This window comes from Amycolatopsis sp. PSD-21, from assembly GCF_055561455.1.
Map to the genome: position 1 here is coordinate 7,965,394 of NZ_CM145712.1, position 19,757 is coordinate 7,985,150.

A 19,757-nucleotide genomic window follows, 5' to 3' on the forward strand; every position below is an offset into this window, starting at 1 on the left:
CTGATGGCGACTTTTCTGGTGACCGGGGCGACCGGACTGATCGGACGCCAGTTCACCCGGCTGCTGCTCACCCGGGACGACGTCGACAAGGTCGCGCTCGTCGTCCGGGCGTCCTCCCGGGACAAACTCGCGAAACTCGTGAACGCCTGGCCGCATCCGGAACGCGTCACCCTCGTCACCGGTGACCTCGGCGAGCCGCTGCTCGGCGTCGGCCAGGAAGACCGAGAGCGGCTTCGCGGCGTCGACCACGTCGTACACCTCGCCGCCCTGTACGACCTCACCGCCGACGACGAAGCCAGCATCAAGGCCAACGTCGAAGGCACCGCGCAGGTGATCGCGCTCGCCGCCGAGCTGAACGCGGGCTGCCTGCACCATGTGTCCTCGGTCGCCGTCGCCGGTGACCACGAGGGCATGTTCACCGAGGAGATGTTCGACGTCGGCCAGCGGCTCATCACGCCGTACCACCGCACGAAGTTCGAAGCGGAGCGCCTCGTGCGCGAACAGCAGGACGTGCCGTGGCGCGTGTACCGGCCTTCGGTCGTCGTCGGGAACTCCGAGACCGGCGAAATGGACAAGATCGACGGCCCGTACTACCTGTTCCCCGCGATCAGCAGGCTCGCCGGACTGCCCGACGTGCCGATCGTCGGCCCCGACCTCGGCGACACCAACGTCGTCCCGGTCGACTACGTCGCCGAGTCGCTGAACGCCCTGATCACCACGAAGGGGCTCGACGGGCGCGCGTTCCACCTGGTCAATCCAGAACCGCAGCCGGTCGTCTCGGTCTACAACGCCTTCGCGAAGGCGGCGGGCGCGCCGACGATCTCCGTGCAGCTCAACGACCGCTTGTCCAAGGGCATCGTCAACCTGGTGAAACTGAGCGAGCACATCCCCGGCTTCACGATCGCGCGCGACGCCGTGCTGGAGCGGCTCGGGATCCCGCCGGTGCTGCTGGAGACCATGGCTTTCCCGTCGGTCTTCTCGTCGGCGTCGACGCGCAAGGCACTCATCGGTTCGGGCGTCGAGGTGCCCCGGATCGAGGACTACGCGCCCACCCTGTGGCGCTACTGGCGGGAGCACCTGGACCCGTTCCGCGCCCGCAAGCACGGGCCTCGCGGCGAACTGGACGGCCGCCGCGTAATCATCACCGGCGCGTCCTCGGGTATCGGCCGCGCGACCGCGATCAAGGTCGCGGCCGCGGGCGGGGTGCCGCTGCTCGTGGCGCGGCGGCAGCACGAGCTCGAAGAGGTGCGGGACGAGATCATCGCCGCGGGCGGCACGGCGTCGGTGTACCCGGCCGACCTGACCGACGAGGAATCGGTGCACAAGGCCGTCGACGCGATGCTCGCCGAGCACGGCCGGATCGACATGCTCGTGAACAACGCCGGCCGGTCGATCCGGCGGTCGATCAAACTGTCGTACGACCGGTTCCACGACTACGAACGCGCGATGGCGATCAACTACTTCGGCGCGGTGCGGCTGATCCTCGCGGTGCTGCCGCATATGTCCGAGCGGAAGTTCGGGCATATCGTCAACGTCTCGTCGATCGGCGTTCAGGGAATCGCGCCGCGCTTTTCGGCATACGCGGCGTCCAAGGCCGCTTTGGACTATTTCTCCCGGATCGCGGCGACCGAGACCCACGGCGACGGAATCACCTTCACGACCATCCACATGCCACTCGTGCGCACGCCGATGATCCGGCCGACGAAGATCTACGACGCGTTTCCGACCAAATCCCCGGATCAGGCCGCGGACATGGTGATGAAGGCGCTGCGGGAGCGCCCGAAGCACATCGGCACGCCCGCCGGGCAGGCGATCGGGCTCGCGTACACGCTGACGCCGGGACTCACGGATGCCGTGGCCTACCAAGGATTCCGGGTGTTCCCGGATTCCGCGGCCGCGGGCGGCGAAGGCGGGCTCAAGATCGGGAAGGGCGAGCAGCATCTGTCCCGGGCGGCGATGGCGCTCGCCCGGCTCAGCCGCGGCTTCCATTGGTGACACTGCGCACACGGGTGGCGGCCGTTCAGGTGAGGGATCGCAGCTGAGAGCCGACACACGTCGGTGAATCACGAAGCCTGACAACGGCGACACCGGGTACGCAGGTACCGTCGTGGCCATGGTTCCCGAGCGAGACAACGGCCTGTTGCCCCTGCGGCGCGAGTACACCCAGGCCTGGCACGGCTTCGACCGGAACGAAGTGCGCCAGTATCTGGATCATCTCGAAGCCCAGCTGCATCGCGTGATCACCGACCGCGACGCCGCGATCGCGCAGGCGACCTCGGCCACGCGCGAACTCGAAACCGTCCGCCACGAGGTGGCGAAGCTGAACGCCAGGATCGAGGAGCTGAAGAAACCGCCGGAGCGGCTCGAAGACCTCGACGAGCGGATGCAGCGCACCGTCACGCTCGCGCAGGCGCGTGCGGAAGAGATCACGAAACGTGCCGAGGTCGCCGCCGAGAAGCATTGGGCGTCGTCGAGCGAGGCCTCGAAGAAGCTCCGTGAGCGCTACACGCGGCTCGTCGCCGAGCTGGACAAGCAGGCGGACGCGCTGCACTCGGAGCACGAGTCCGCGCTCGCCGAGACGCGGGCCGAGGTCCAGCGGCTGACCGTCGAGGCCGCCCAGCGCCGGGAACTGCTGGACAACGAGGCCGAGCGCAAGCGCCGGAAGATCGAGCGCGAATTCGATCAGACGATCGCGGCTCAGCGCGCCGCGCACGAGAAGCACATCGCCGACCAGCAGACGGCCAGCAAGAACCAGGCCGAGCGCCGGATCGCCGAGGCCACCGCCGAGGCGAAGCGCCGCATCGACGAGGCGACGGCCGAAGCCAAGCGCCGGCTCGACGAGGCCACGACGACCGCCGCCCAGCGCACGACCGCCGCCCAACGGAAGGTCGAGCGCCTGGCGGAGATCCGCGAGCAGGCCCGCAAGAGCCTCATGCAGGCCGACGAGGTCCTGAAGGGCAGCGAGGCGATGCTCGCGGCGCTGCCCGAGGAGTCGGTGATCCCGCACGCTTCGAAGCTCGTCGGCGGCGACAGCAAGGCCGAGGAGAAGAAGCCCGCGGGCAAGCCCGCCGAGCCGCCCGCCTCGAAGGCCGCCGCTCCGGCCGCCGCCAAACCTTCTCCCGCCAAGCCCGCTTCTCCGGCGCCTGCCGCCGCTGCGCCGAAGAACGGACAGGGCGAGCAGAACGGCCCGAAGGCGAACGGCCAGAAGCCTTCACCGGCAAAAACCGGCTCCTGACCAGCGCGAAGTAGCAAGGGACCTTTGCTATCGCTCTCTTTTGGAGAGTGACAGCAAAGGTCCCTTGCTCTCTTCCGGGAGCTGTCAGGAGGCGGTGGTGCGCGGCCATGGGTTGGCCGCTTCGAGCTGAGCGGCGAGCCCCAGGAGGAGGGCTTCCCCACCGGGCGCGGCGACGAGCTGGACGCAGGCCGGAATGCCCGAAGGATGCACGCCGACCGGCACGGACATCGCCGGATAGCCCGCGAGGTTCCACAGTCCCGCGAAACCCGCCACTCGCACGGACGGCAGCACGTTGGCGATCCAACGGCTTTCATGCCAAATGCGGGCCTTGAGCGGGAGTGTCGCGATCATGGGCGTGACCAGGACATCGTGGTCGGCGAAGAACTCTTCGGCACGCTCCAGCCAGCGCTCCCGGGTGCTCTCCCGGACGCGTTCGGCCATCAGTCGCCCAAGCCGCACGTGGGTCCGTGTCCGGGGCTGGAGCGCGGCGAGATCGAACTCGGCCGCCTGCTCGGCCGGGCCCGCGACCCAGCGCGCCAGGAGCCCGCCGATCGCTCCGGCGCTGTATCGGGGCGTACCCGGCGCGACGGTGTGCCCAGCCGCGCGGAACAGCTCTCCGGCTCGCGTGACGGCCCGGCTGAACGCGCGCGGCAGCGGTGCCCTCGTCAACGGGACCTGAGTCGACAGGGCGATGCGGGACGGCTTTGGGACGGCGAGATCCGCCAGCCCTGGCTCCTCGGCGAGGACCGACATCAGCGCGGCGGCGTCGGCCACGGTGGTCGTCATCGGACCGTGCGTGGACAGGCCGAACCAGCCGTCCTCCCCCGGTACCCGGACCACGCCCTTACCCGGTTTGAGACCGACGATCCCGCACATCGCGGACGGCAGCCGGATCGACCCCAGCCCGTCCGTGCCGTGCGCGATGGGCACCAGCCCGGCCGCGACCGCGGCGGCGCTCCCGCCCGACGAACCGCCGGCGGCATAGGACGGATTTCGCGGGTTGCGCGCTGTCCCGTCCGGATCGTCACTCGACGGCCAGATGCACAACTCCGGCACCCGGGTCAGACCGACGATCACCGCTCCGGCCGCGCGCAACCGCCGGGCTATCTCACCGTCCTCTGTGGACAGAGTCGACGAACCCGCACGCGACCCCCACGAGGCGTACTCACCCTGGACCGGCGCGACGTCCTTGACCGCGACCGGCACCCCGGCCAAGGGCAGGTCCGCCAGGTCCGGACGTTCGGCGACGGCGGCCGCCTCGGCGAGCGCCTCCTCGGTCCTCACCCGGCGGAACGCGCCGACCACCCCGTCCGCCGCCGCGATCCTGGCCAGTGCCTCACGCGTCACCTGCACCGGATCGAGTTCCTTGGCACGCACAGCCGCCGCGATCTCCACTGCCGTCTTGACCATCCCAGCACTGTAGAGCGGGCGGCGAAGATCAGCTGCGCGCCGAACAGGCGAACTTCGCCGGGTCTGCTTCGAACGCCGGGAAGTCGGTGTAGCCGTCGAGCCTGGCGCCGTAGTAGACGTCACGGTGCGCCCGAGCCAGCGGGGCACCGAGAGCGAAACGGGCGGGCAGATCCGGGTTCGCGATGAACAACCTGCCGAAGGCGACCACGTCGGCCAGCCCGGACTCGATCAAGGACTCACCCTCGTCCTGGGTGGTCGGCTCCTCGGACCGCAGGTTCGCGATGAGCGTCCCCGGCCACAACGGCCGCAGGTACGACAGCACCTCGGCGTCGGGAGTGTCGATGACGTGCAGGTATGCGAGCTCGTACCGGCGTAGTTCCGCGATCAGTTGTGGGTACACCTCCTTCCAATCGTCTTCCGAGATGTCGTTCTCCGGGTTTCCGGGCGAGATCCGCAAGCCGACCCTGGCGGCACCGATCTGCCGGACCACGGCCGCCACCACCTCGAGCGGGAAGCGGAGCCGGGCGGCGACCGAACCGCCGTATCGGTCCTCTCTCCGGTTGGTGTTGCGGGCGAGGAACTCCTGGATGAGATAGCCGTTTGCACCGTGGAGCTCCACACCGTCGAACCCCGCCGCGATGGCCCGCCGGGCCGCCGCGGCGAAGTCCTGGACGACCTCGCCGATCTCGTTCTCGCCGAGCGCACGAGGCTCGACCGTATCCGTCCAGCCTGCGGCCGAGAAGATCCGACCGGCCTGCCGGACCGCCGACGGCGCCACCGGCGTCCGGCCCATCACACCGGGATGGGAGACCCGGCCCGCGTGCCAGAGCTGCGCGAAGATGCGACCGCCTTCCTCATGCACGGCCGCCGTCACCGCGCGCCATGCCTCGGCCTGCTGCTCCGTCGCCAACCCTGGAATACCCGGGCCGCTTTTGCCGGTCCGGTTCACCCAGACGCCTTCACTCACGATCAAACCGGCGCTCGCGCGTTGCGCGTAATACTCGGCCGTCCGTGGATGCGGCACGCCGGTGACATCGTCCGCGCGTCCCCTGGTCATCGGGGCCATCGCCATCCGGTTCGGCAACTGGAGCGCGGTACCGCTGAATGCTTCGAGCAACCTCATGAACGCGAAGCTAAACCCTGACACCGACGTCACGGTCAACCTCGGTTCCCGCGGCTACTGTGGACCCATGCGGATCGGTGAACTGGCGAAGCGAACCGGGGTGAGTGTCCGCTCGTTGCGGTACTACGAAACGGAAGGCCTGCTGACTCCCGCTCGCTGCGGCAACGGCTACCGGACCTTCACCGAAGACGACATCGCGCGGGTCCTGCAGATCCAGCTCTTCTATTCGGCCGGGCTGTGCAGCGGCAAAATCGCGGAACTCCTTCCCAGTGTTTCCGGGGACCACACGCATTTGGTGCCCTCGCCGGAGATGGCCGGCGAACTGGAGATCGCCAAGACTCGGATCCAGAACCAGATCTCTTTGCTCACCACCTCTCTGTCGGTTCTGGAACGTGTCCTGGCAGCGGCCAAGGGAACCGATACCGCCGAGGTCCCGGTTCCTTCCCGGCCCGTCCGGCGACACCGCGGGATCCACGTCTGACCGATGTCAGGCGTTCGGGTCCCGGCCCATCAGCCCGAGCAGCCTGTCCTGCAGGGGCGCGTCTTCGGGCACTTTCACTTCGGGACCGAAGACGACGATGCCGGGCCCGAACGCTCCGGGGATCCTCATCTGATCGGGGATCGCCTGCGCCGCAGGCCACATCCGGGCGACCTCCTCCGGATCGATCGTGTCGTCCTGCCCGGTGGCCCGGGCCAGGTCCCAGCCGTGGATCACCATGTCGGCACTGACGACCTGGTCGATGTGCTGCTCCGCGGTCATCTTCCCCATCGGTGTCTCGTGTTCCGTGGCCGCGAGCACGGGATCGGCGAGGACGGCTTCGACATCGGCCCGCGCGGCGCGGAAGGCGCCCAGCGGGTCGTCCAGGAGCGACGGCGCCGGCCCGAGGTCACGCCCGAAGGGGCGCAGCATCGCGCCGTGCATGTCGACGATGTGCCCGACGACATCCCTGGCGTTCCACTCTTCACACGGAGATCCGCTCTCCCACTGCCCGGCCCGGACGGCGGCGACCTTGCTCTCGAAAGCGTCGGCCCGGACGCGATATCGGTCCGCGATGGCGGTCATCGTGTTCACGCCCCCACCGGAGCTGTCAGGAACTCGGCCAGCTTGTCGAAGCCCTCGCCGACGCCCCGCTCCATCCCGGATTCGAGCACGGCGTCCCGGATCCGCTTCGAGCCGTACCGCACCACCTGGGTCAGTGCGGTGACCCCTTCATGTTCGACCAAGGTCAGCGTCGACAAGGCCTGGCCTTCCGACGCCTCACAATCCTCGTTCGTCTCGAGGGAGACGAGCCGTTCCGGGCGGTCGATCTCCTGGTAGACGCCCTGCAGCAGCATCTCCATTCCACCGCCGTGGCGCAGCCGATACCGCCATCTGCCACCGACCCGCAGGTCGATCTCGCATTCGACGACCTCGCAGCCGCGCGGGCCGAACCAGCGGCGCACCAGCTCCGGTTTGGTCCACGCGTCGAACACCAATGCCCTCGGCGCGTCGAAGGACCTCGTCATGACGATCTCGAGATCGCCGGATTTCGTCACGCTGAGAGTTCGTCCCATCGTGCTGTTCCTTTCCGCTCGTGCGGTGGTCAATCGGTCTCGTGCCGGCGTTCCGGGTGCCGCATCTCCTCGTCGAGGACGAGATCCAGCTCCGTGAAGGCCGCGTCCCAGTGGCGGCGGTAGCCGCCGAGCCATTCGTTCGCGTTCTTCAGCGGCTGGGCCACCAGCCGGCAGGGGCGGCGCTGGGCGTCACGCCCCCTTGCCACCAGCCCCGCCCGCTCCAGCACCTTCAGGTGCTTGGAGATGGCGGGCTGGCTCATCGCGAAGGGTTCGGCCAGCTCCGTCACCGTGGCCTCGCCGCGCGCGAGCCGCGCGAGGATCGCGCGGCGGGTGGGGTCGGCGAGTGCCGCGAAGGTGACATCGAGCAGATCCTGTGTCACGGTCGCCCGCCTTTCCGTTCCATCATCCGAGCCGTTTCTCACGAGTTCCAGTTCTCACGATCGATAACCTTGCGGTTCCATAACCATGTGGTAATCTACGGCGGAGCAGATCGAGTTGTCAAGCACGAACATCGGTTTGACCAGAGGGAACACGATCGGAAAGGAGGTGTGGCCAAAAGTTCGGCCCGGCGCGGCCACGCACCAAAGGGGCACGCGAGCGCGTACGAAAGGGCAACTGGGGTTACCGTCGGCACCGGCATGGACGACGAACGAAACGAGCCGATGAACTCCGGGCGACCGAAGACGACGAAGCGATGGGCGGCCGTCATCCTGGGAGCCGCCGCTGTCCTGGCCACCAGCGTGCAATGCGGTACGGCGAACGACGAGGCCGGATCCGCGCAACCGGCGGGCACCGTACCTCCGCCTCGCGGCAGCGCCGCTTCAAGCCAACCCGCCTCCAGCAGGCCCGCGCCCTCGCCGTCACCGAGGGCGGAGCAGGCACCCGTTCCAGGCTGTGAAGCCGTCATCGCCGGGATGAGCCCTCGGCAGCGGCTGGCCCAGCTGGTGGTGGTCGGCGTGAACGCCGGTGACCCTCAGGCGGCGGTGAAGCTGGTGCGGGATCAGCAGGTCGGCGGGATCTTCCTCGGCGGCAACGAGACGGCCCTGCTGCGGAACCACGCGCTGGACGAGGTGCAGCGCGCCGCGAAGGTCCCGGTGTCGGTCGCGATCGACGAGGAAGGCGGCCGCGTCCAGCGGATCGACGCCCTCGACGGCGAAATGCCGAGCGCCCGGAAGATGGCCTCGACACTGACTCCGGCGCAGGTACGGGCGAAGGCGGCCGAGCGAGGACGGCAGATGCGAGCCCGCGGCGTCACCGTCGACTACGCGCCCGACGCCGACATCACCGACCAGCCGGACCGCGACATCGTCGGCGACCGATCGTTCAGCGCGAACCCGGAGGTCGCGCGCAAGTACGTCCTGGCGTTCGCGCAGGGCCTGCGGGACGCCGGGGTGCAGCCGGTGCTGAAGCACTTCCCCGGACACGGGCATGCCACCGGCGATTCCCACAAGGGGCTGGTACGAACGCCGCCGCTGGCCTCGCTGCGCAAGGTCGACCTGGTGCCGTACCGCGACATCGGCGAGTACGGTGAGATCGGTGTCATGGTCGGGCACCTGGACGTCCCCGACCTGACCGCCGGCACGCCGTCGACCCTGTCGGCACCGGCGTACCGGCTGCTGCGGAAGGACTACGCGTTCAACGGCCCGGTGATCACGGATGATCTCGGGGCGATGAAGGCGATCACAGCGCAGTACCCGCTCCAGACAGCCGTGCTCAAGGCCCTGCAGGCGGGAGCGGATCAAGCGCTGTGGTCCTCCGGCGGCAACGTCGGGACGGTGCTGGCCACCCTGGAGCAAGCGCTCGCGTCCGGCGACCTGCCGGCCGCCCGGGTCGACGAGGCCTTGACGCGAGTGCTCGCGGCGAAACGCGCCTGCGGCTGACCGGCCGGACACCCGCGGGTCCTCGGCGAGCCGATCCCAGGGTGACGTGCGAAGCGGTCCGAAAACTCAATGAACACAATGCTGACCAGGCCGACGGCAGGAGTGACCCTGATCACCGCCCTGCCGCCCGATCAAGGAGGATCGCGTGCCTGGTCCCACGAAATACCTGCGTCGTCTCGCGCTGGCGGCCGCCGCCGCTGCCGGACTGAGCCTGTTCGCCGTCCCGGCGGCGTCAGCGGTGCCAGCAGTGCCATCGGCGATCGATCATCCGGTGCGGACGACCGGCTGCCAGCGTCCATCCCCGGTTCCCGCCGGGACGACGACGCTGCGGACGCTGACGTCCGGCGGCTTGGTCCGCGAGTACACGGTGCACGTTCCGGCTCGGTACCGGCCGTCGCGGTCGTACCCGCTGGTGTTGTCGTTCCATGGCCACAAACGCACGTCGAAATATCAGGAGGAACTATCCGGATTCTCGGCTTATGACGCGATTTCCGTCTATCCGCAAGGACTTCCCGGGACGGACGGTGAATCGGCATGGACCGGCGCGCCGTATTCGGCGGCCGCCGACGACGTGCTCTTCACCAGTGATCTGCTGAACACGCTCCAGCGCGAACTGTGCGTCGACCCCCGCCGGATCTACGCGACGGGCAAGTCGAACGGCGGCGGGTTCGTCGGCGTCCTCGCCTGCCGGATGCCGGGCCGGATAGCCGCGTTCGCACCCGTCGCCGGCGCGTTCTACCCGCAAGGCGGCGAATGCCATCCGTCGCGTCCCGCGCCGATTCTCGATTTCCACGGAACGGCCGACGCGACGATCCCTTACACCGGGAATCCCGCCAAGGGTCTGCCGGCGCTGCCGGACTGGCTCGCCGCGTGGGCGGACCGGAACGGCTGCTTCCCGCACCCGATCCGGTATTCGCCGCAAACCGACGTCACCGTTCAGCGCTGGCTCGGTTGCTCGCTGCAGCACTACCGGATCGAAGGCGCCGGGCACGTCTGGCCGAGCACCGCGCCGAACAACGACTCCGCCACTCCGACCGTCATCGACGCGACTCCGGTCATCTGGAAGTTCTTGCTCGCCCACCGTCTGCGTTAAGAACTCGTCGATTCCCTTGCCGGACCGGCACACCCGGCGCTACCGTCGAACTGACCGGATGACCAGATGAGCAAATCTGGTCACAAAGTCAGAGAGAGCTGGGAGCGCACGTGGCAGAACGTCCGGACCGCACCGCCGGCCGCGCCGATCGCATCCTCGACGCGGCCGGCGTCCTGCTGTCGCGGCTGGGCTATCGCAAGGTGACCATCGAGGACATCGCGAGCCAGGCGGGCATCGGGAAGGGCACGATCTACCTGCACTGGCCCACCAAGGAAACCCTCTTCCACGCGTTGCTCCTGCGTGAATCCCTCCGGGCCGCCGAGAACCTCCTCGCCCGGCTGGACGAAGACCCGGCGGAAGTCATCCCGCATCGGTTCCATCGGGCTGTCTTCCTCTACACCCAGCAGAACCCGTTGCTCGGCGCGCTCATCACCGGCAACACCGAACTGCTGGGCCGGTTGAAGAAACATCCTCTGCAGGATCAGGACACGGTCGTGACCGAGCGGTACCTGAAGACGATGACGGACCGGGGCCTGCTGCGCGACGACATCCCGCACCTGCTCTTTTCCCTGCGCGCCTCGGCGCTGGGGTTCTACCTGATGGACAGCTTCACCACCGACGGCGCCGGCCTCGAACCCGAAGAAAAGGCCGACGCTCTCGCGCACATCATCCGGACGGCGCTCGAGCCGCCGGAGCCGCCGTCCACGGCGAACGTGGCCGCCACCGCGGCCGAAGTGAGCCAGGCGTTCCAGGAGCTGATCTCGTCCTATCGCGCCTGGATCTACCGGAAGGACGGCCCCGAAGAGCCCGCTTGATCCGGGCTCTCCACCACCGAAGAAGGGGGCAAGTCATGACCACGATCGCCGAAAGCTGGGGCGTCCACGAAGGCCAGTTCTGGCTTCGGGGTGAATTCCCGGCCGACCCGGTCCGTTTCGACCCCGAGACGGGTATGTGGAACGTCTACGGCCACGCCGAGGCGCTGAAGACCCTGAGTGACCCCAAGGTGTTCTCCTCCGACACCACCCGGCTGATCCCCGAGGAGCTCTCACCGGACAAGGACCTGTTCGTCGAGGGCAACCTGCTCCAGATGGACCCGCCGGATCACAAGAAGTTGCGCACGCTCGTGAGCCACGCCTTCACCCCGAAGGTGGTGGCGGATCTCGAACCGCGGATCGCCGCGCTGACGAACGAACTCCTCGACGCCGTCGACGGCGCGGACTCGATGGAACTGGTGACCCATCTGGCCTACCCGCTGCCGGTGATCGTCATCGCCGAACTGCTCGGCATCCCGGCGAGCGACCGCGACCTGTTCAAGGAATGGGTCGACACGTTGCTGCGGAACAGCCAGCAGCGGTCCCTGATCAAGCAGACCGAGGAGGACAAGAAGGCGGCCGAGGAAACGGCCGCACAGGTGAAGAACCTGGTGAACTACCTTTCCGGGCATGTCGACGACCGGCGGCGGAACCCGCGCGAGGACCTGCTGACCAAACTCGTCGAAGCCGAGGTCGACGGCGCGAAACTCACGCAGAACGAAGTCGTCAACTTCGCGAACGTGCTGCTGCTCGCCGGGCACATCACCACCACGATGCTGCTCGGGAACACGGTGCTGTGCCTGGATTCCCATCCGGACGAGTACCGGCGCGTCCGCGAGGACCGGGCGCTGCTGCCCGCCGCCATCGAGGAATCGCTGCGTTTCCTCAGCCCGTTCGCACTCGTCGCCCGCGCCACGACGACCGAGGTCGAACTGGGCGGCCAGACGATCCCGCCGGACAGCATGGTCGCTATCTGGGTCGCGGCGGCGAACCGGGATCCGCGGACGTTCACCGATCCCGGCACCTTCGATCCGGCGAGGGCGCACAACCCGCACCTGGCCTTCGGCCGCGGGATCCATTTCTGCATCGGCGCCCCGCTCGCCAGGCTGGAAGGCAAGACGGCGCTCAACATCCTGCTGGACCGCTTCCCGGATCTGCGCACCGATCCGGCCGCTCCGCCGTCGTTCATCCCGAGCCCGAACATGACCGGGGTGAACAAGCTCCAGCTGTTGCTGAAGCCCTAACGGTCCGCGTACCGGGAGGCGAGCGGGACCACCACTCGTGGCGCTCGCTTCCCGGGTGTGTACCGCAGTTCGGTGATGTTGCCGTTCGGCACGAGGTAGGTGTCGGCGAACGTGCGGAATCCGCGCATGGCCTCGCTGTCCGGCGTGGTGATCCCGGTCAGTAAGGACCACATGACCGCGCGGATGAAGAGCCCGTGCGTGAAGACCGCGATCGGCCCGGGTTCGCGTTCTCCCAGTCGCGCCAGGAATTCCTGGGTCCGGGTGAAGAGCGCCGCGAAGGATTCCGCGCCGTTCACCGCGTGGTGCGGATCCGCACGGGACCAGTAGGCCTCCGTGTACGGCTTACGGGTGGCTGTGGTGGTGACCTGTCCATGGAGTTCGCCGAGGAAGGTGAACTCCTGGACAGGCCACTCCTCACGCTCCGCGCCGGGGAACCGCTCGATCGTCGGCTCGGCGGTCTGCCGCGCCCGCAGGAACGGCGACGTCACGATCAACCGAGGCGGTTCGGCCAGCGATTCCGCGATTTCGAGGGCTTGCCGCCTGCCGAGTTCGGTCAGCGCCGAAGTCCCCGGCTCCCCGCCGGGAAGTCCCGCGTTGGACTCGCTTTCCCCATGCCTGATCAGCCACACTCGTGTCACGATCGCCTCCTAGACCCCCTGTGCGTCGACGATCGCACCGAGCGGACTTGATCGCGACTTCCAAGATGCCCTATCCACCGCGGAAGCGGCGGGACTCTCAACGGCCGAACTGTCCCGGCGAACGCCCCTCGCCCGCCGGGCCTCGGTACGCCTGCGCGATGTCCAGCCACTGATCCGCCAGCGCGCCCTCGGCGCGGACGTCGAGGTCGTCGCGGTGACGGCGCCGCGTGACCAGGAGACAGAAGTCCTCGGCGCTCCCGGTGATCCGCTCCGGCGAGTCCTCGGGGCCGAACGTCCACAGCTGCCCGGACGGCGAGGTGATCTCGAACCGGAACTCCTGCTCCGGCGGGGTCAGGCCGCGCGCCTCGTAGCCGAAGTCCCGCACCCGGACGGCGAAGCCGACGAGGTACGCGAGCCGGTCCGTCCGCTCCGGCCGCACTCCCAGCGCGTCCGCGACGTCCTGGCCGTGCGCGAACAGTTCCATCATCCCGGCGCAGGCGAGGATGGCCGGCGGCAGCGGGTTGACGAGCCACGGGACGACCTGGTCCGCCGGGACCGCGGCGAGCGCCTTGATACCGGCGTCGCGTTCGGCACGCCAGCGGCTCAGCAGGACCTCGTTGGGGTCGCCGAGGTAGTCGTCGAGGGCCGCGTTGACGGCGGCGTCGAACCCGCGCGCCATCGACGACTTCGCGAGTTCGGCGAAGGCCCGCGGCTCGGCCGCGGACAATCCGGCGATCTTGAAGATGAACGCGAGATGCGCGATCTGGTGTTTGACCGACCAGCCCGTCGCGGGCGTCGGAAGATCCCATCCCGCGTCGTCGAGGCCGGCCACCAGGGCGTCGACCTGTTCACCCTCCGTGGTGAGGTCCCTGATCACGTTCCGGAAGTCAGTCACCGTGCCGTCCTCTCGCCGTTTCCACCCTCTCGAATGATGCGGACGCGCGCGGCCGTCGTCTTCTCTTCGTGAGCCCCGTCGGATTTCGGACTTGATTCTGGAGCCGGGTCCAAGTTCTACCCTCGCATCATGCGAACCGAAGCGACGAAGGCGCTGACGGCGTTGACCATGTCCGAGGTGACCTCCCGCGCCGGAGTGCGGCCGGACACCGTGCGCTACTACGAGCGCATCGGCCTGCTGCCCACGCCCGCGCGGACGACCGGTGCCCACCGGCGCTACGACGAGGGCGTCATCGACCGGCTGCGGTTCATCCGCGGCACCCAGCGGCTCGGGCTGACGCTGACGGAGATCGGTGACCTGCTGAGCGTGCGCGACACCGGCGTATGCCCGTGCGAACCCGCCGAAACCATGCTGGAACGCCATCTCGCCGAAATCGACGCGGAGATGGCGCGACTCGGCGAACTGCGCGCCGAACTCAATTCCATGCTGTCCGGGATGTCCGGCGAGAACTGCGCCGATCCGGTTCCCGGTGCCTGGTGCCCGCCCGGCTGTGCCCCCCAGGGAGGAGGTGGATGATCATGCGGAACGACGACTGGTGCGATTGCGACTGCTGCGGCAGCGGCTGCTGCTGACCCGCTTCGGCGGGACCGGCCGGGCTTGACGTCACCCGGCCGGCCATCCGAGGTCAGTCCTGCGGCAGGAGCACGGTCCTCCCGATCCGGTCTTTGCAGACTTCGGCCGAATAGGCCATCAGGCCACCGGCCTGCGCGTCCCGGAACAACCGCTGGATCGGCGACGTGCGCAGGAAACCCGAACCGCCGCCCGCCTTCAGCGCCAGCTGGGCGACATCGCGGGCGATGTCGTTCGCGAGCACCTTCGCCGTCATGGTCGCGGGCATGAACTCCGGCGAATTCCGATCCGCCAGCCAGGCCATGTTCCGGGAGTACACGCGTGCGGCTTCGAGACGGGCATGGACGTCCGCTGCTTCGAATTGCAGCCATTGCATTTCGGCGAGCGGCTGCCCGGTCACGGGGATGATGCGGCTCCGGGCGTGCGCGATCAGAGCTTCCTCCGCCGCGTCGGCGATCCCCAGCGACAGGAACGCGAGGCCGGCCGCGATGTGATTCGGGCGCGGCTCGGCCGAAGGCGGGCACCTGCGGTCCTCCCGCAGCAGGGTCCCTTCGAAGGAGACGAGCTGGCTTCGGCTGGCGCGCAGGCCCATCGTGTCCCAGATGGGCACGAAGGTCATCGTGTCGTCCGGCGAGACGCCGAAGAAGGTGGGCACGCCGTCGACGAGCGCGTTGACCAGGAAGTGGTCGGCGGCCTCGCAGCCGGAAACGAACCGTTTTGCGCCGGTGAGCCGGTATCCGCCTTCGGCAGGCTCCGCGGTCTGTTGCGGCATCAGGAACATGTTGCCGCTACTCGGTTCCGAAAGCGCGTTGGCGAACCGCTTGCCGGTGATGAGTTCTTCGGCGTAGAAGCGGCCCACGTCGGGAGCGGACAACTGGGCCAACCCGACCGCGGCACCGATGTGCATCACCCAGATACACGCGGTGGAGGAACAGGCGGCGCTGAGAATACGGACGATTTCGCCGTAGCTCCGATAACTGAGGTCCTCGCCGCCGAGCTCCGCGGGCAACGTCGCCCTGTCGAGGCCGGTCGCGTGCAAGGCACGAAGGTTGGCGATGGGCAGCTCGGCCGTGTCGTCGAATTCGGCGGCACTCGCGGCGAAGTCCCTCGCCAGTTCGGTGACGGTTTCGATCCAGTGTCGTTCGTGGGCGGGCGGGTCGAACGGATGGACGGGCTCGGTCATGACCGCATCATGCCGGAATCGCGAAGGCCTCCTCGCCACCCCGAGAATGGCGAAGGAGGCCTTTCACGGTCCGGCCGTCACACTCCGGTGCAGGCGGCCATGGCGAATTCGCCCGAAGCGGTCTTGGTCGAAACGACCACGCCGTCGACGGTGATCTTGCAGGTGACGGATCCGCCGGTCTCGCCGGTGGTCACCGTGAGCGTCCCGCCCTTGTAGACGCCCTTGTTCTCGACTTCCTTGTTCCACGGCAGCGCCGGAACGGTCTCGGTGGTGGGGTTCAGGACCTCGCCGTAGATGACCTCGACGTTCGTGGCGTCACCGGTGACTTCGTAGGAGACCTTCGCGGTGCGGTTGATTTCGTTGTTGACCTCGTCGACAGCCGCGTTGAACACGAAGATCCACACCACGCAGACCACGAGCCCGAGCGCGGACAGGGCGATACCGGTGATGGAGAGGCCCTTGTTGGAGGCCTTGCCGTTCTTGACGCGGATCAGCCCGATGATCGAGAAGATCAGGCCGAGGATCACCAGCGGCCACGCGATGACGCCGATGAACGGGATCGGGGAGAAGACCAGCCCCACCAGGCCGAGGACGAAGCCCGTGACACCGATGCCGTTGCGGGGCGGCATCGGGCTGGCGGGGGCTTGCGGGGCCGGCGTGTAGGGGGTTTGCTGGGTCACGGGGGATTTCCTTTCCAACGGGATGAACGAGGCGGCATACAACCAGTGATCGCGACGCGGCCGCGTCGTCCTCGGCGCGTGAACCCGTTACGACGAAAGTCGTAATTCGCGCGCTGCGAAGGATCGGTTCCGCTGATGTGGCCGGCCTGGCCTGCTTGCGTACGCTCAGCGCATGGCAAGGCGTGTGCTCGGTGTGGTGCTCACCGTGGTGGCGGTCGCGGCGTGCGTGATCAGCAGCATTTTCGTCTTCAGCGCCCAGGGTTATCTTCCGGCGACGAAAGAGTTCGACCCGACGTGGTGGTCCACGCTCGGTTTCTTCACCGGGATCGCGGCGGCGGTCATGCTCTGCTGGCGGCACAAATGGCCGGAACTCGTCCTCGGCATCGCCTTGGTTCCGCCGCTTTGCTTCCGCTCCGACGCGCTGGCAGCGTTGGTCGCCCTCGCCGCTTTGGCCGCGCATCGCCGCGACCGTCTCCTGTGGACCGGATCCGTGCTGGTCTACATCGCGACGGCGTGGGCGTTGTTCGGCGACGCCAACCGCCATCCCGATGTGACCATCGCCGGGCAGATCGTCGGCAAACAGCTGTCCGCGGTGCAGGTGATGGGGACGCTGACGGTCGCCGTCGTGATGACGGCCGTACCGCTCACCGTCGGCGTCGTCCGCGGGATGCAGGGCACGATCGCGATCCGCGAGGCCAAGGAAGCGGAGCTCCGCGCCGAAATGACCCGCCGCGCGGAACGCACCCGCATCGCGCGCGAGATGCACGACGTCCTCGGGCACCGGCTTTCCCTGCTGTCGCTGCAGGCCGGCGCGCTCGAGGTCAGCAAGGGGCCCGCGACGACGGAAGCCGCGAAGACCGTCCGCACGACGGCCCGCCAATCGCTCGAAGATCTGCGGCAGGTCATCGGTGTCCTGCGCGATGGCCAGGGTTTCGGTGAGAACGGCGAGCACGGATCCCATCCGGAGCCGCCGCAGCCGACGCTGGCGGACATTCCCGAGCTGGTCGCCAACGCGCGACGGGCAGGCTTGGGCGTCAACGTGACGATCCTGCTCGACGACGCGGGCGGCGCGCCGGCGCTGCTCGGCACGACCGCCTACCGGATCGTCCAGGAGTCGCTGACCAACATCCTGAAGCACGCGCCGGGCGCGCCGGCCGAGGTTTCGGTGCGCGGAGGCCCCGGGAACGGGCTCACCGTCGAGGTCGTCAATCCGCTGCCCGCGGCCGCCGCGGCGGGCAAGCCGCCCGGTGCCGGCACGGGGCTGACCGGGATCGGCGAGCGGGTCACGCTGATCGGCGGGAACGCCAGCGCCGGCCCCACCGACGAGGGCACATTCGCCGTCCGGGCTTGGCTACCGTGGGGACACCACTAACCTGTCCGGGTGAACCAGCGCCCACTGCGAGTGCTGCTCGTCGACGACGACCCGCTCGTACGAACCGGTTTGTCGATGATCCTGTCCAGCACGGGCGACATCCAGGTCGTCGCGGAGGCGGGCGACGGGGACGAAGCCGTGCCGAAGGTGACCATGCACGCGCCCGACGTCGTGCTGATGGACATCCGGATGCGGCGGATGAACGGCCTCACCGCGACGGCCGCCGTCACCGCGCTGCCCAATCCGCCGAAGGTCCTCGTGCTGACCACCTACGACCTCGACGAATACGTTTTCGACGCACTCGGCGCCGGCGCCAGCGGATTCCTGCTGAAAGAAGGTTCGCCGCAGGAGATCATCGATGCGGTCCGGGTGGTCGCGGCGGGCGAGGCGATGCTCTCGCCGCGGACGACGCGGAAACTCATCGGGCACTTCGTCGCGACCAGGACGAGCCCTCGCCGTCATCGGGCGCGAACCGGGCTGAGCACCCTGACCGAACGCGAGCGGGAGATCGTCACCGCCGTCGCGCGGGGCGGGACCAACGCCGAAATCGGCGCGGCCCTGCACCTGAGCGAGGCGACGGTGAAGACCCACATCACCCGGATCTTCGCGAAACTCGACGCGACCAACCGGGTCCAGCTGACGATCTTCGCCTACGAAGCCGGGCTCGTCGCTCCCTGACGGTCCCTTTGACGAACTACGCGAGCCCGGCGAGGACGGCGGCGGCCTCCTGCGGGTGGATGAGGAACCGGACGTGGCTGCTCGCGAGCGACCGCACGTCGGTCGGGTTGTCCGGGGTGAGCGCGTCCGCCTCCTTGATGAACCGGTCCTGCAGCGCGAGCGGCATCGACCGGTCCTCGGTGAGCCTGATGTAGGTGCGCGGGATCCGGCCCCAGGCGGCGGCGACGGCGAGTTCGGTTCCGGCGTCGAGGCTCTCGTCCGGCTCAAGGGTGTTGAGGTACGCGAAGAACTCCTGTTCGGTGCCGTCTTCGAGCATCGCGTTCTTCAACGCGGCCAGCAGCTCGGGATCGGCCGTGCGCCAGTTCATCCGGAGCGCGCCGAGCTCGGCGGGATTCGCGACGACGACCCCGCCGACGTCGTTGAGCGCACTGCTCGCGTACTCGGGTCCCTGCATGTATTCGCCGACCGTCGCGTCGACGCAGCACCATGCCGAGATGTAGACGATCCGGTCGATCAGTTCGGGGACCGCGTTCGCGACCCCCGTGAGCGTGAGCCCGCCGCGGCTGTGCCCGACCAGGATGACCGGTCCGTGCTCGGCGACCTTGCGCACGACGGCCACCACCTGCTCGACGGCCTCGGCCAGCGTGACGCCCGCCTGGTTCGACGGCGCCGTGGCCAGCGCTTCGAGGTCTTGCGGCGCCTGGTAAGCGGCGTGGAAACCGGCGGCGAAGCCGTGTCCGGGAAGGTCGACGGCCAGGGTGCGATGGCCGAGCAGCGCGAGCTCGCGTTGCAGCGGGCCCCAGGTGAAGGAGGCGCTGCTGGAACCGTGCACGAAAACGTAAGTCGGAGTCACGGTTCGTATCCTGTCATCCCGGGTTTGCCCGGATGACGGCTCAGTCCGCGATGAGCACCTGGCCCGCCCCGTCGAACCGGTAGCCGACCCCGCGCACCGTCGTGATCGGCGTCAGCACGGGTTCCAGCTTCCCGCGGATCTTGCGGACATGGACGTCCACGGTCCGCCCGTTGCCGCCGGTCAGGCCCCAGACCTGTTCCATCAGCGTGACCCGGTCGAAGACGCGGTCCGGATTCCGGCCGAGGAACAGCAGGAGGTCGAACTCGAGCCTGGTGAACTCCAGTACCTCGCCGTGCATCAGCACTCGTCGCGAGCCGGGTTCGATGCGTAGCGGTGGCGCGAATTCGACGACCTGGCCTGCTTGGACGGTCTTGGTCGTCAGGGTCACCCCGACAGTGTCCTCAAAGGACTCGAGCAGACGCGCGGCGATCGCGGCGGCTTGTTCCGGGTCGGTGTTCACCCGTAACTCCAAGGTCA

21 protein-coding genes are annotated in these 19,757 nt (G+C 68.5%); 10 read left to right on the forward strand and 11 right to left on the reverse strand.

Translation table 11 applies throughout. The features are described from left to right. The first annotated feature begins 3 nt into the window (after positions 1 to 3). Both ACZ1DY_RS37410 and ACZ1DY_RS37415 read left to right on the forward strand, forming a co-directional pair. Positions 4 to 1,995 carry an SDR family oxidoreductase gene (locus ACZ1DY_RS37410; RefSeq protein ID WP_257484372.1) on the forward strand — a complete coding sequence of 664 codons (1,992 nt, stop codon included), beginning with the start codon at positions 4 to 6 and terminating at the stop codon, positions 1,993 to 1,995. A 118-nt stretch (positions 1,996 to 2,113) separates the two neighbouring features. After that, the gene (locus tag ACZ1DY_RS37415) at positions 2,114 to 3,235 is read left to right on the forward strand and encodes a cell division protein DivIVA (RefSeq protein ID WP_465482471.1); all 1,122 of its coding nucleotides are present in this window, start codon (positions 2,114 to 2,116) and stop codon (positions 3,233 to 3,235) included. Positions 3,236 to 3,319: 84 nt separating this feature from the next. Here the strand turns inward: ACZ1DY_RS37415 and ACZ1DY_RS37420 are convergent, their stop codons facing one another. Together ACZ1DY_RS37420 and ACZ1DY_RS37425 are read right to left on the reverse strand one after the other, a co-directional pair. Beyond that, complete coding sequence (locus ACZ1DY_RS37420; RefSeq protein ID WP_465482472.1) at positions 3,320 to 4,645, reverse strand: amidase; 1,326 nt, start codon at positions 4,643 to 4,645, stop codon at positions 3,320 to 3,322. A 28-nt stretch (positions 4,646 to 4,673) separates the two neighbouring features. Next, complete coding sequence (locus ACZ1DY_RS37425) at positions 4,674 to 5,768, reverse strand: alkene reductase (RefSeq protein ID WP_465482473.1); 1,095 nt, start codon at positions 5,766 to 5,768, stop codon at positions 4,674 to 4,676. A 67-nt stretch (positions 5,769 to 5,835) separates the two neighbouring features. Between ACZ1DY_RS37425 and ACZ1DY_RS37430 the strand changes: the two genes are divergently transcribed. Then, entirely contained in the window at positions 5,836 to 6,249 is a 414-nt protein-coding gene (locus ACZ1DY_RS37430; RefSeq protein ID WP_257484368.1) for a MerR family transcriptional regulator, read from the forward strand. Positions 6,250 to 6,255: 6 nt separating this feature from the next. On the opposite strand, the gene ACZ1DY_RS37435 is transcribed toward ACZ1DY_RS37430, so the two are convergent. The 3 genes from ACZ1DY_RS37435 to ACZ1DY_RS37445 are packed head-to-tail and all read right to left on the reverse strand — an operon-like array spanning position 6,256 to position 7,702. Next, positions 6,256 to 6,831 (reverse strand): TIGR03086 family metal-binding protein, encoded by a 576-nt coding sequence (locus ACZ1DY_RS37435; protein WP_465485759.1) that lies wholly within the window; start codon positions 6,829 to 6,831, stop codon positions 6,256 to 6,258. A 5-nt stretch (positions 6,832 to 6,836) separates the two neighbouring features. After that, positions 6,837 to 7,322, reverse strand: a complete 486-nt coding sequence (locus tag ACZ1DY_RS37440) for an SRPBCC family protein (protein WP_257484366.1) — start codon at positions 7,320 to 7,322, stop codon at positions 6,837 to 6,839. Between the two features lie 29 nt (positions 7,323 to 7,351). After that, a complete protein-coding gene (locus tag ACZ1DY_RS37445; RefSeq protein WP_126736424.1) occupies positions 7,352 to 7,702 on the reverse strand; it encodes an ArsR/SmtB family transcription factor in 351 nt (116 codons plus the stop codon). A 258-nt stretch (positions 7,703 to 7,960) separates the two neighbouring features. On the opposite strand from ACZ1DY_RS37445, the gene ACZ1DY_RS37450 reads away from it, so the two are divergent. The 4 genes from ACZ1DY_RS37450 to ACZ1DY_RS37465 all read left to right on the forward strand — a co-directional run bounded on the left by ACZ1DY_RS37450 (position 7,961) and on the right by ACZ1DY_RS37465 (position 12,351). Continuing rightward, complete coding sequence (locus tag ACZ1DY_RS37450; RefSeq protein ID WP_465482474.1) at positions 7,961 to 9,202, forward strand: glycoside hydrolase family 3 N-terminal domain-containing protein; 1,242 nt, start codon at positions 7,961 to 7,963, stop codon at positions 9,200 to 9,202. A 145-nt stretch (positions 9,203 to 9,347) separates the two neighbouring features. Then, the gene (locus ACZ1DY_RS37455; protein ID WP_257484364.1) at positions 9,348 to 10,295 is read left to right on the forward strand and encodes a CE1 family esterase; all 948 of its coding nucleotides are present in this window, start codon (positions 9,348 to 9,350) and stop codon (positions 10,293 to 10,295) included. Positions 10,296 to 10,405: 110 nt separating this feature from the next. After that, entirely contained in the window at positions 10,406 to 11,110 is a 705-nt protein-coding gene (locus ACZ1DY_RS37460) for a TetR/AcrR family transcriptional regulator (protein WP_126736427.1), read from the forward strand. A 35-nt stretch (positions 11,111 to 11,145) separates the two neighbouring features. Continuing rightward, entirely contained in the window at positions 11,146 to 12,351 is a 1,206-nt protein-coding gene (locus ACZ1DY_RS37465; RefSeq protein WP_257484363.1) for a cytochrome P450, read from the forward strand. On the opposite strand, the gene ACZ1DY_RS37470 is transcribed toward ACZ1DY_RS37465, so the two are convergent. Together ACZ1DY_RS37470 and ACZ1DY_RS37475 are read right to left on the reverse strand one after the other, a co-directional pair. Then, positions 12,348 to 12,989, reverse strand: a complete 642-nt coding sequence (locus ACZ1DY_RS37470; RefSeq protein WP_465482475.1) for a histidine phosphatase family protein — start codon at positions 12,987 to 12,989, stop codon at positions 12,348 to 12,350. The genes ACZ1DY_RS37465 and ACZ1DY_RS37470 overlap by 4 nt on opposite strands. 97 nt (positions 12,990 to 13,086) lie before the next feature. Next, a complete protein-coding gene (locus ACZ1DY_RS37475; protein WP_126736495.1) occupies positions 13,087 to 13,884 on the reverse strand; it encodes a TIGR03084 family metal-binding protein in 798 nt (265 codons plus the stop codon). A 129-nt stretch (positions 13,885 to 14,013) separates the two neighbouring features. On the opposite strand from ACZ1DY_RS37475, the gene ACZ1DY_RS37480 reads away from it, so the two are divergent. Next, positions 14,014 to 14,460 carry a heavy metal-responsive transcriptional regulator gene (locus ACZ1DY_RS37480; protein WP_465482476.1) on the forward strand — a complete coding sequence of 149 codons (447 nt, stop codon included), beginning with the start codon at positions 14,014 to 14,016 and terminating at the stop codon, positions 14,458 to 14,460. 109 nt (positions 14,461 to 14,569) lie between these two features. On the opposite strand, the gene ACZ1DY_RS37485 is transcribed toward ACZ1DY_RS37480, so the two are convergent. Further along, positions 14,570 to 15,697 carry an acyl-CoA dehydrogenase family protein gene (locus ACZ1DY_RS37485; RefSeq protein WP_465482477.1) on the reverse strand — a complete coding sequence of 376 codons (1,128 nt, stop codon included), beginning with the start codon at positions 15,695 to 15,697 and terminating at the stop codon, positions 14,570 to 14,572. 77 nt (positions 15,698 to 15,774) lie between these two features. Then, a complete protein-coding gene (locus ACZ1DY_RS37490; protein WP_465485760.1) occupies positions 15,775 to 16,326 on the reverse strand; it encodes a DUF4190 domain-containing protein in 552 nt (183 codons plus the stop codon). 223 nt (positions 16,327 to 16,549) lie between these two features. Between ACZ1DY_RS37490 and ACZ1DY_RS37495 the strand changes: the two genes are divergently transcribed. Together ACZ1DY_RS37495 and ACZ1DY_RS37500 are read left to right on the forward strand one after the other, a co-directional pair. Next, positions 16,550 to 17,749 (forward strand): sensor histidine kinase, encoded by a 1,200-nt coding sequence (locus ACZ1DY_RS37495; RefSeq protein ID WP_465482478.1) that lies wholly within the window; start codon positions 16,550 to 16,552, stop codon positions 17,747 to 17,749. A 30-nt stretch (positions 17,750 to 17,779) separates the two neighbouring features. Next, positions 17,780 to 18,427: a response regulator transcription factor gene (locus tag ACZ1DY_RS37500; protein ID WP_192744119.1), complete on the forward strand. Its 648-nt coding sequence runs from the start codon at positions 17,780 to 17,782 to the stop codon at positions 18,425 to 18,427. Between the two features lie 16 nt (positions 18,428 to 18,443). Here ACZ1DY_RS37500 and ACZ1DY_RS37505 read toward each other — a convergent pair whose 3' ends face one another. Both ACZ1DY_RS37505 and ACZ1DY_RS37510 read right to left on the reverse strand, forming a co-directional pair. Further along, positions 18,444 to 19,280: an alpha/beta fold hydrolase gene (locus ACZ1DY_RS37505; RefSeq protein ID WP_465482479.1), complete on the reverse strand. Its 837-nt coding sequence runs from the start codon at positions 19,278 to 19,280 to the stop codon at positions 18,444 to 18,446. Between the two features lie 40 nt (positions 19,281 to 19,320). Then, a complete protein-coding gene (locus ACZ1DY_RS37510; RefSeq protein ID WP_257484356.1) occupies positions 19,321 to 19,740 on the reverse strand; it encodes a winged helix-turn-helix domain-containing protein in 420 nt (139 codons plus the stop codon). Positions 19,741 to 19,757: the final 17 nt, after the last annotated feature.